General features: G+C 73.5%; 9 protein-coding genes and 1 pseudogene. 7 read left to right on the top strand and 3 right to left on the bottom strand.

Translation table 11 applies throughout. The features are described from left to right. From B9S61_RS17845 to B9S61_RS17860, 5 genes and pseudogenes are all read left to right on the top strand, one after another. Nucleotides 1-508, top strand: a pseudogene (locus B9S61_RS17845) (phenylalanine--tRNA ligase subunit beta); the annotation flags it as partial. A 638-nt stretch (nucleotides 509-1,146) separates the two neighbouring features. Next, entirely contained in the window at nucleotides 1,147-1,455 is a 309-nt protein-coding gene (locus B9S61_RS43470; RefSeq protein WP_374936223.1) for a hypothetical protein, read from the top strand. Next, nucleotides 1,452-2,150, top strand: coding sequence for a PP2C family protein-serine/threonine phosphatase (locus B9S61_RS43475; RefSeq protein WP_374936224.1), 699 nt, complete (start codon nucleotides 1,452-1,454; stop codon nucleotides 2,148-2,150). The genes B9S61_RS43470 and B9S61_RS43475 overlap by 4 nt, the downstream gene beginning before the upstream one ends. 496 nt (nucleotides 2,151-2,646) lie before the next feature. Further along, a complete protein-coding gene (locus tag B9S61_RS17855) occupies nucleotides 2,647-3,987 on the top strand; it encodes a transcriptional regulator (RefSeq protein ID WP_103543162.1) in 1,341 nt (446 codons plus the stop codon). Between the two features lie 143 nt (nucleotides 3,988-4,130). Further along, nucleotides 4,131-4,682, top strand: coding sequence for an NUDIX hydrolase (locus tag B9S61_RS17860; protein WP_103543163.1), 552 nt, complete (start codon nucleotides 4,131-4,133; stop codon nucleotides 4,680-4,682). A gap of 110 nt (nucleotides 4,683-4,792) precedes the next feature. On the opposite strand, the gene B9S61_RS17865 is transcribed toward B9S61_RS17860, so the two are convergent. Further along, on the bottom strand, nucleotides 4,793-5,653 hold the full coding sequence (locus tag B9S61_RS17865; protein ID WP_181007412.1) for a 3-hydroxybutyryl-CoA dehydrogenase: 861 nt from the start codon (nucleotides 5,651-5,653) through the stop codon (nucleotides 4,793-4,795). Between the two features lie 177 nt (nucleotides 5,654-5,830). On the opposite strand from B9S61_RS17865, the gene B9S61_RS17870 reads away from it, so the two are divergent. Beyond that, entirely contained in the window at nucleotides 5,831-7,087 is a 1,257-nt protein-coding gene (locus B9S61_RS17870) for a glycoside hydrolase family 10 protein (protein ID WP_103543165.1), read from the top strand. Nucleotides 7,088-7,229: 142 nt separating this feature from the next. Here the strand turns inward: B9S61_RS17870 and B9S61_RS17875 are convergent, their stop codons facing one another. Continuing rightward, nucleotides 7,230-7,424: a DUF1918 domain-containing protein gene (locus tag B9S61_RS17875; protein WP_103543166.1), complete on the bottom strand. Its 195-nt coding sequence runs from the start codon at nucleotides 7,422-7,424 to the stop codon at nucleotides 7,230-7,232. Nucleotides 7,425-7,435: 11 nt separating this feature from the next. Continuing rightward, complete coding sequence (locus B9S61_RS17880) at nucleotides 7,436-8,350, bottom strand: DMT family transporter (protein WP_103543167.1); 915 nt, start codon at nucleotides 8,348-8,350, stop codon at nucleotides 7,436-7,438. Between B9S61_RS17880 and B9S61_RS17885 the strand changes: the two genes are divergently transcribed. Next, nucleotides 8,349-8,769 (top strand): GntR family transcriptional regulator (locus B9S61_RS17885; RefSeq protein ID WP_146064877.1); only part of this gene is annotated, 421 nt, incomplete at its 3' end. The genes B9S61_RS17880 and B9S61_RS17885 overlap by 2 nt on opposite strands.

The raw sequence follows: 8,769 nt of genomic DNA on the forward strand, positions 1-8,769 counted from the left end.
ACGCCGACCATCATGCCGCCTCGACGGGTTCCTTCCCGCGCCGGGCGCCGAGCTGACCGTCACCGTCGACGGCGCCGAACGCGTCATCGGCCACGCCGGTGAGCTGCACCCGCGCGTCGTGAAGACCCTGGGCCTGCCCGCGCGCAGCTGCGCGATGGAGCTGGACCTCGACGCCCTGGAGCGGGTCGGCGACGACACCCCGCAGGCGCCGGGCATCTCCACGTTCCCGGTCGCCACGCAGGACGTCGCGCTGGTCGTCGACGCGTTCGTGCCGGCCGCGGACGTCGAGGCCGCGCTGCACGAGGGCGCCGGTCCGCTGCTGGAGTCCATCCGCCTGTTCGACGTGTACGAGAACGCCGAGCAGCTGGGCGAGGGCCGCAAGTCCCTGGCGTACGCACTCCGCTTCCGCGCGACCGACCGCACGCTGACCGTCGACGAGGCATCGGCGGCCCGCGAGGCGGCGGTCACGCTCGCGACCGACCGCACAGGAGCGGTCCTGCGCAGCTGAGCCCCACCCGCCGCCCCGACTCCGCCCCCGCGACCGCCCCCGCGACCGCCCACCCGGGCGCTCGCGGGGGCGCGGTCCTTCCGGGCCGACGCCGCCGGTCTTCCGGTGTGGCAGGGTCCCGGTGGGTGATCGTGCGGGGAGCGGTCCCGGCGGACCGGTGCCGAGCTCCCCGGGTGGGTGGGCGTGCGCTGTTGTGTGCGTGGTCCTACGGGGGTGCGTTCTCGCGGTGCCGGCGGTGGTCCTTCCGGTGGTGCCTGTGCGGGGCCCCGGTGGTACGGGTTCGTCGGCGTGGCCGGGACGGTGCACCGGTGCCCGCACGGCGCGGGCGGGCCGTAGCCGGTGTGCGGGGGACGCCTCGGGGTGGATGGTTCGCGCGGATTTCCGGTGGCGAGCGGGGGTGTGGTGCGCCCCCACGCCACCCCGTGCCCCTCATCCTGCCGGTCACCTCACTCGTTCGAGTGAGTAATCCGGGTGATGCGTCTGGATCAGGCCATACGGTCGACAGAATCAGACCGGCCTTTCGGGGCCGGTCTGCGCTGTCCGGGCCTATATGGGGGGCCATCGGCATGATCCGCTTCAAGCCTGGGGCCGCCCGCTGGGCACCGCCCCGGCTCCTCTCACGGGCGCCCACTCTGGCGGTGCCCACAACCTGGGCGGCCGCCGCGGTCGCCTACCGGCTGACCTGCCCGCTCGCCCGGGACGACGCGCTCAGCGCGCGTCTGGTCAGCAGCGCGGTCCTGTGCACGGTCATCACCGGCCTCGTCCTGCACGTCCGGCGCACCCTGCTGCGCGAGCTGCGGCGGGCCCGCGGGATCGCGGGATCGCCGAGGCCGCGCAGAGCGCGCTGCTGCGGCCACCGCCACCGCGGGCCGGCGGGCTGGCCGTCGCCGCGGTCCATCTGTCCGCCGACCGGGGTGCCCGGATCGGCGGTGATCTGTATGAGGTGATCGCCACCGAGCACGGTGTGCGGGCCGTCATCGGTGACGTCCGCGGGCACGGGCTCGATGCCGTACGCACCGTGGCCGCCGTCCTCGGCAGCTTCCGGGAAGCCGCTCACGACGAGGCCCGGCTGGAGGGTGTGCTGCGCCGGCTGGAGCGGGCGATGGCCCGCCATCTGCGGGAGCGCGCCCACACCGAGTCCGACCCGGCGGTCGCCGAGGAGTTCGTCACCGTACTGCTGCTGGAGATCCTGCCGGACGGGGAGGTGCGGGCGCTGAACTGCGGGCATCCGTGGCCGCACCTGCTGACCGGCGTACGGGCCGATCCGCTCGACCGCACGGATCCGCTCCCGCCCCTCGGCCCGTTCCCGCTGCCCCGCGAACTTCCCCCCGTGCCGTGCGGACGCCTGCTTCCGGGTGAGGCGCTCGTCCTCCACACGGACGGGGCGGAGGAGGCCCGGGACACCGAGGGCCGGTTCTTCCCGTTGTGCGACGTCCTCACCGAGGCCGCCCGTGCCCGTCCCCTCACGCCCCAGACGGTGCTCCGCACGGTCCTCACGGCCCTGCTGCGGCACTCGGCCGGCCCGCCGAAGGACGACGTGGCGCTGCTGATCCTCAGGAACGAGCGGCACGTACGGCACTCCGCCCCCGCACTCCGCCACCGCGCCCACGCCACGGCCGACCACCTGCAGTACCCCGGGTGACCACCCGCCCCGATGTCTGCCCTCAGAGGCTCAGAGGTCCCCCAGGCGGCCGCGGACCGGTCGCCGGGCCGGTCGTCGGATGACGCCAAGGGTGATCACGCCTCTCCGTCGGGTGGGTGGGCGGTCCGTCCGCACGCGGTGCGCGGGCTCGCGTGTGACGGTTCGGCCGGGGCCCCGCAGGGGCGACGGGGGCCGGGGCGCAGCCCCGGGAAGGGAAGGGGCGGCGGGGGCGAGGAAGAGCCCCCGCCGGCCGGCGGAGCCGTCCGCCCCGCCACGGAGTGTCGGGCAGGCAGCCGGGCGGACGGCGCGGAGACAGGCCGCCGCACTGTACGAGGGGGAGCCGGCGGCCCGGCCGGCCTCTTTCGAGGCAATTCAGTCAACCGGCCGGAAACTCTCCGCGACAGTGCGCGCACACTGCGGATGCGGGCACTCCGTTCACACCCCGTGTGAACGGCCTGCCACTACTCTGTCCGCACCGAACCACCGGGGGGCCCGAATGCAGCCCAATTCTCTGCTCGACGCGATCCTCGACGAGGCAGGGATCTCGCATGCCGGCCTCGCCGCACACGTCAACCAGGCCGGACGGGCGCGCGGGCTGTCCCTGAGGTACGAGCACACCGCCGTCGCGCGATGGCTGAAGGGCCAGCGGCCCCGGGGACAGGTACCCGACCTGATCTGCGAGGTCCTCGCCGCCCGGCTGCGCCGCCCGGTCACCCTCGACGACATCGGGCTGGGCGTGCCCGGCGAACCAGCCGCCCCGCACACCGGATCGCTCTCCGGCTTCGTCGAGCGGGCCACCGCGCTGTGGCGCTCCGACCAGCAGCGCCGCCCGCACATACTCGGCGCCCCCGCCGTCACCGGCACGCCCGCCGTGATGCCCGTGTGGGAGTGGGAGAACCCGCCCGAGGACGTGGACGTCTCCCGCGGCGGCCGCCACAGGGTCACCCCGAGCGACCTCGACACGCTGCGCGCCGGCCGCGCCCACTACGAGCAGATGTACCGCAAGGCGGGCGGCGTGGCGACCCGCGCCCGGATCGTCGGATTCCTCAACGCCGAGGCCGCCCCGCTGCTGCGCGGCAACTACACCGACGCCACCGGCCGCCAGCTGCACCGGGCCACCGGCGGACTGGTCGCGATCGCCGGCATCTGCGCGTACGACTCCGACGCGCACGGCCTCGCCCAGCGCTACTTCCACCAGGCGCTCCGGCTGGCGAAGGCCAGCGGGGACCGGGGCCTGGGCGCCTATGTCATCGCGCTGCTCGTCAACCAGTCGCTGTACATGCGGGAGTACCGGCAGGCCGTCGCCTTCGCCGAGGCCGCGCTGCGCGCCGCCGGCCCCCGCATCACCCCGGCCCTCGCCTCCGACCTGTACGCGATGCAGGCCAAGGCGTACGCACACCTGGGCGACGGCACGAGCGCGCTGTCCCGCATCCGGCGGGCCGAGCGGTCCGCCGAGCACATCCGGCGCGGACACGAACCCGACGAGACCGGCTATGTACAGCCCGGCCTGGTCAACGTCCAGGTGGCGGAGGCCCTGCTGAGCCTCGGCGAACTCGCCGCAGCGGGGGAGCACGCCGCGGCGGCCGTGGACAACCCCGCGCACGACCGGGGGCGGGTGCACCGGCTGGCCATGCTGAGCACCATCGAACTGCGCCAGGGCAACGCCGACAGGGCGGTGGCCATCGCCGTGCGGATGGCAGAGCAGGCCCGCGGGATGGAGTCGCAGCGGCTGCGCGACAGGCTTCGCGCGGTGCGCGAGCACCTCGTGCGCAGCGGTTGCGCCGGTACGGCCGAAGCGGCCGGACTCATCGACGACGCCCTGCGCGTACCGCTCTAGCGCCACCGCGGTTCGGGGACGCGGGACCCGGTGTGCGCCGTCCCCGCGCCTTCCGCTGCCCCGCGGGCGGCCTCCCGTGCGCCTGCTGCCGGAACGGCCGTTGCTGCGATATTGCCACTGACTCGTCGGAAGGTGGCAGAACCGTGCAGTGGACGAAGCGGAACGAACAGCCTGTGTACTCAAACCGCTGGTTCAGCGTCAATCTCGCGGATGTGGAACTCCCGGACGGCCGGCACCTCGACCATTTCCTCATACGGCTGCGGCCCGTCGCCGTCGCCACGGTGGTGAACGACGCCAACGAGGTCCTCCTGCTGTGGCGGCACCGCTTCATCACCGACAGCTGGGGCTGGGAACTCGCGGCCGGAGTGGTCGAGGACGGCGAGGACATCGCCGGAGCCGCGGCGCGGGAACTGGAGGAGGAGACCGGCTGGCGTCCGGGGTCCCTGCACCACCTCATGAGCGTGGAGCCGTGCAACGGCCTCACCGACGCCCGGCATCACATCTACTGGGCCGAGGAGGGCGAGTACGTCGGACACCCCGTGGACGACTTCGAGTCGGACCGCAGGGAGTGGGTACCGCTGAAGCTGGTCCCCGACATGGTGGCCCGGGGCGAGGTGCCGGCCGCCAACATGGCGGCGGCCTTACTCCTGCTGCATCACCTCAGGCTCGGCCAGGAGGACCGCGACCGGCCCTGACGCCGAAGACCCGGCACGCGTGTCACCGGACCGGGTACCGGGCCCCCGACGCCGGGCCCCGACGCGGGTGCCGGGCCCCCGGCGCGGGCGCCCGGCCGTTGGAACGCCGCTCAGTCGTACGTGTAGAACCCGGATCCGCTCTTGCGGCCGAGCCGGCCCGCGTCCACCATGCGCTGGAGCAGCGGGGGAGCGGCGTACAGCGGCTCCTTGTACTCCTCGTACATCGAGTACGCGACCGAGGCCACCGTGTCCAGACCGATCAGGTCGGACAGCTTCAGCGGGCCCATCGGGTGGGCGCAGCCCATCTCCATGCCGTTGTCGATGTCCTCACGGCTGGCGATGCCCGACTCGAACATCCGGATCGCGGAGAGCAGATACGGGATCAGCAGCGCGTTCACCACGAAGCCCGAGCGGTCCTGCGCGCGGATCGCGTGCTTGCCCAGCACCTTCTCGGTGAAGGACTGGGCCCGGCTCAGCGTGCCCTCGGAGGTGGTGAGCGCCGGGATCAGCTCGACCAGGTTCTGCACCGGAGCGGGGTTGAAGAAGTGGATGCCGATGACGTGGTCGGGACGCGAGGTGGCGACCGCGAGCTTCACCAGCGGGATGGAGGAGGTGTTGGAGGCCAGGATCGCGTCCGGCCGGGTCACGACCTGGTCCAGCACCTGGAAGATCTCGGTCTTGACCTGCTCGTTCTCGACCACGGCCTCGATCACGAGGTCACGGTCGGCGAACTCGCCGAGGTCGGTGGTGAAGCTCAGCCGGGCCTGTGTGGCCTCCAGCTCCTCCGCGGAGATCTTGCCGCGCCCGGCAGCCTTCGACAGGGAGTTGAACAGCCTGGTACGGCCTATCTCCAGGGCCTCGCCGGTGGTCTCGGCGACCATCACGTCCAGTCCCGCACGGGCGCACACCTCGGCGATCCCCGCGCCCATCTGGCCGCAGCCCACCACTCCGACGCGTTCGATGTCGGTCACATCGTTCCCTTCGTTCCTGCTTACGGCTGTGACAGGTAGCCGGGTCCCGGTGCCTGCTCCGTTGGTGCACGTTACTAAGAAGTATCGATGATCGATCGCGGGGGTGGGGCATCCTGGGGCCGGACGGCCCGCGACGGGCCCGCGTCCGGCGGTACGACGGTGAACGGAGGGGGTCCGATGAGACCGGTGTCACGCAGGGGCTTCACGGCGGTGGCGCTCGCCTCGCTGGCCACCGTGCCCCGGGCGTCCGCCGCCCCGCGGCAGACACGGGGAGCGTCCGGCGCCCCGGCACGGGGCGGCGCGGCGAGCGGCGAGATGCGCGGCATGTGGGTGGCCACCGTGACCAACCGGGACTGGCCCTCCCGGCCCGGCCTGAGCGTCACACGACAGCGTGCCGAGCTGACCGCGCACCTCGACGCGGCCGTGCGCGCCGGGCTCAACACCGTCGTCTTCCAGGTGCGGCCCACGGCCGACGCGCTGTGGCCCTCGCCGTACGAGCCGTGGTCGCAGTACCTCACCGGAACCCAGGGAGCGGATCCCGGCTGGGACCCGCTCGGCACCGCCGTCGAGGAGGCCCACGCCCGGGGTCTGCAGCTGCACGCGTGGTTCAACCCGTACCGCGTGGCCATGCACGCCGACCCGGCCCGGCTCGTCCCCTCCCACCCGGCGCGACGCAACCCCGGCTGGGTGGTGACGTACGGGGGGAAGCTCTACTACAACCCGGGGCTGCCCGAGGTCCGCGCCTTCGTGCGGGAGGCGATGCTGGACGCGGTGCGCCGCTATCCCGTCGACGCGGTCCACTTCGACGACTACTTCTACCCGTACCCGGTGGCCGGCCAGACCTTCGACGACGACCTCGCCCATGACACCCACGGCGGCGCCTTCCCGGACCGCGCGGCCTGGCGCCGGGACAACGTCGACCGGCTGGTGCGGGAGACGGCCGACGGGATCAGGGCGATCCGGCCCGGCACCCTCTTCGGTATCAGCCCGTTCGGGGTGTGGCGCAACGCCGAGGTGGACGAGCGGGGCTCCGACACCCGCGCTGGCGTGCAGACGTACGACGACCTGCACGCGGACACCCGCAAGTGGGCCCGCGAGAGCTGGATCGACTACATCTGCCCGCAGCTCTACTGGAACATCGGCTTCGGCCCCGCCGACTACGTGAAGCTGCTGCCCTGGTGGGCCGACGTCGTCCAGGGCACCGGGACCCGGCTGTACGCGGGGGAGGCGCTGTACAAGGCGGGCGACCCGGCGCAGCCCGCGGCCTGGCGGGACCCGGCCGAACTCTCCCGCCACCTCACACTCGCCGAGGAGTACCCGCAGGTGGGCGGGCATGTCTTCTTCGCCGCCCGTGAGGTCGCGGCCGATCCGGCCGGGGCCATGGCGCGGGTCATCGCCGACCACTACCGGCAGCCGGCGAAACCTCCCCGCTGACCGGGTGCCGGGCGGGCGGCGACCACCCCTCCCGGGCGGTCGCCGCCCGCCCGGGCCCTCGGGGCCTGTCGGGCGGATCATGCCGGTGACGCGGCATCGACGGACCGTTGCGCTTCCTCCGCCCCGATCCGCCGGACGGACCCTAGTGCTGCGGAGTCCTGTGCCGGATCTCGGTGTCGGGGCCGGGTGAGCACACGCCTTCGTGCCCGTCCTCGAAGCGGACGCGGTAGGGCGGATTCCCTTCCTCGCCCATCACTTCGACGATCTCACCGACCTTGTCGTGCTGGCCGACCACCCTGCCGTGCTGGACAAGCTGGTCACCCTGGGTTGCGCGCATCGGGCCTCCTCTCAACCGCGGGCCCGCTGGGTGACGGCGATGCACACCAGCACCGCCGCGGCCGTCAGCGGGGCGGCCACCGTCAGGTACTCGTTCAGCAGCAGCACCGACCACACCAGTGTGAGCAGCGGCTGGGCGAGCTGCAACTGGCTGGCCTTGGGAATGCCGATGGCCGCCATGCCCCGGTACCAGACGATCAGTCCGAGGAACTGCGACCCCGCCGCCACCCACAGCACGCCGGCCACGCTGTGCGCGGTCAGCCGTACCGGCTCGGTGCTCAGCGCGAACGCGGCGACGGGCAGGGCGACCGGCAGGCACAGGACCAGCGCCCAGCCGATCACCTGCCAGCCCGGCATCACCCGGGCCAGCCTGCCGCCCTCGGTGTATCCGGCCGCACACACCAGGAGCGCCCCGAAGAGGTAAGCGTCGGCGGTGGTCAGCGCGCCGCCGCTCTGCCCCACGGTGAACGCCAGCACCGCGGCCGCTCCGGCGAGGGCCGCGATCCAGAAGGTGCGCGACGGACGGGAGCCGGTCCGCAGGGCGGACAGCAGCGCCGTGGTCAGCGGGAGCAGTCCCACGACGACGGCCGCGTGCGCGGTGGTCGAGGTCTGCAGTGCCAGGGTGGTCAGCATCGGGAACCCGAGCACCACGCCGGCGCCGACCACCGCCAGTCCGGGCCAGTGCCGCCGGTCCGGCGGCACGATGCGCAGGGCGAGCAGACAGCCGCCGGCGATCAGCGCGGCGAGCACGCTGCGCACGGCCACCAGGGACCAGGGCCCGAAGCCCTCGAGGCCCCAGGCGGTGGCCGGAAAGGTCAGGGAGAAGGCGAGGACGCCGAGGGCGGCCTGCAGGGTGCCGACGCGGCTGTCCCGGACGGCGGGCACCGCTATCCCGGGGGAGGCGGTAGCGCTACTCTGTGCTCTCATGCATGAGCGTAGCAGTGTCGGTGAACTGGCGGATCGGCTGCGAACGGAGCTCGACCGCTACTCTCCCGATGAGAAGCTCCCGTCCAGCCGGGCCTTGGTGGAGCGGTTCCGGGTGAGTCCCGTGACGGTCTCCCGGGCGCTGGCGCTGCTCGCCGCCGAGGGGCTGGTCGTCACCCGGCCCGGCGCGGGCGCCTTCCGTGTCCGGCCCCGCGCCTCGGCCGCCCCCGGTGGAGACACCTCCTGGCAGGAGGTCGCCCTGAGCGCCGACGGCGCCGCCGACCTCGTACCGCGCTCGGTGGACGCCTCCGGAGTGCTGGTCTCGCTGGCCGCGCCGCCGCCCGGGGTGATCGAGTTCAACGGCGGCTATCTGCATCCCTCCCTGCAGCCTGAGCGGGCCATGGCGGCGGCGCTGTCGCGGG

Origin of the sequence: Streptomyces sp. SM1 (assembly GCF_002910825.1) — a bacterium.
GTDB lineage: Bacteria > Actinomycetota > Actinomycetes > Streptomycetales > Streptomycetaceae > Streptomyces > Streptomyces okerensis.

What these genes read in the sequence shown, in the direction of transcription:
- B9S61_RS17870 (WP_103543165.1), top strand. Translation starts at nt 5,831, where the DNA reads ATGAGACCGGTGTCACGCAGGGGCTTCACGGCGGTGGCGCTCGCCTCG.
- B9S61_RS17855 (WP_103543162.1), top strand. Translation starts at nt 2,647, where the DNA reads ATGCAGCCCAATTCTCTGCTCGACGCGATCCTCGACGAGGCAGGGATC.
- B9S61_RS17880 (WP_103543167.1), bottom strand. Translation starts at nt 8,350, where the DNA reads ATGAGAGCACAGAGTAGCGCTACCGCCTCCCCCGGGATAGCGGTGCCC.
- B9S61_RS17875 (WP_103543166.1), bottom strand. Translation starts at nt 7,424, where the DNA reads ATGCGCGCAACCCAGGGTGACCAGCTTGTCCAGCACGGCAGGGTGGTC.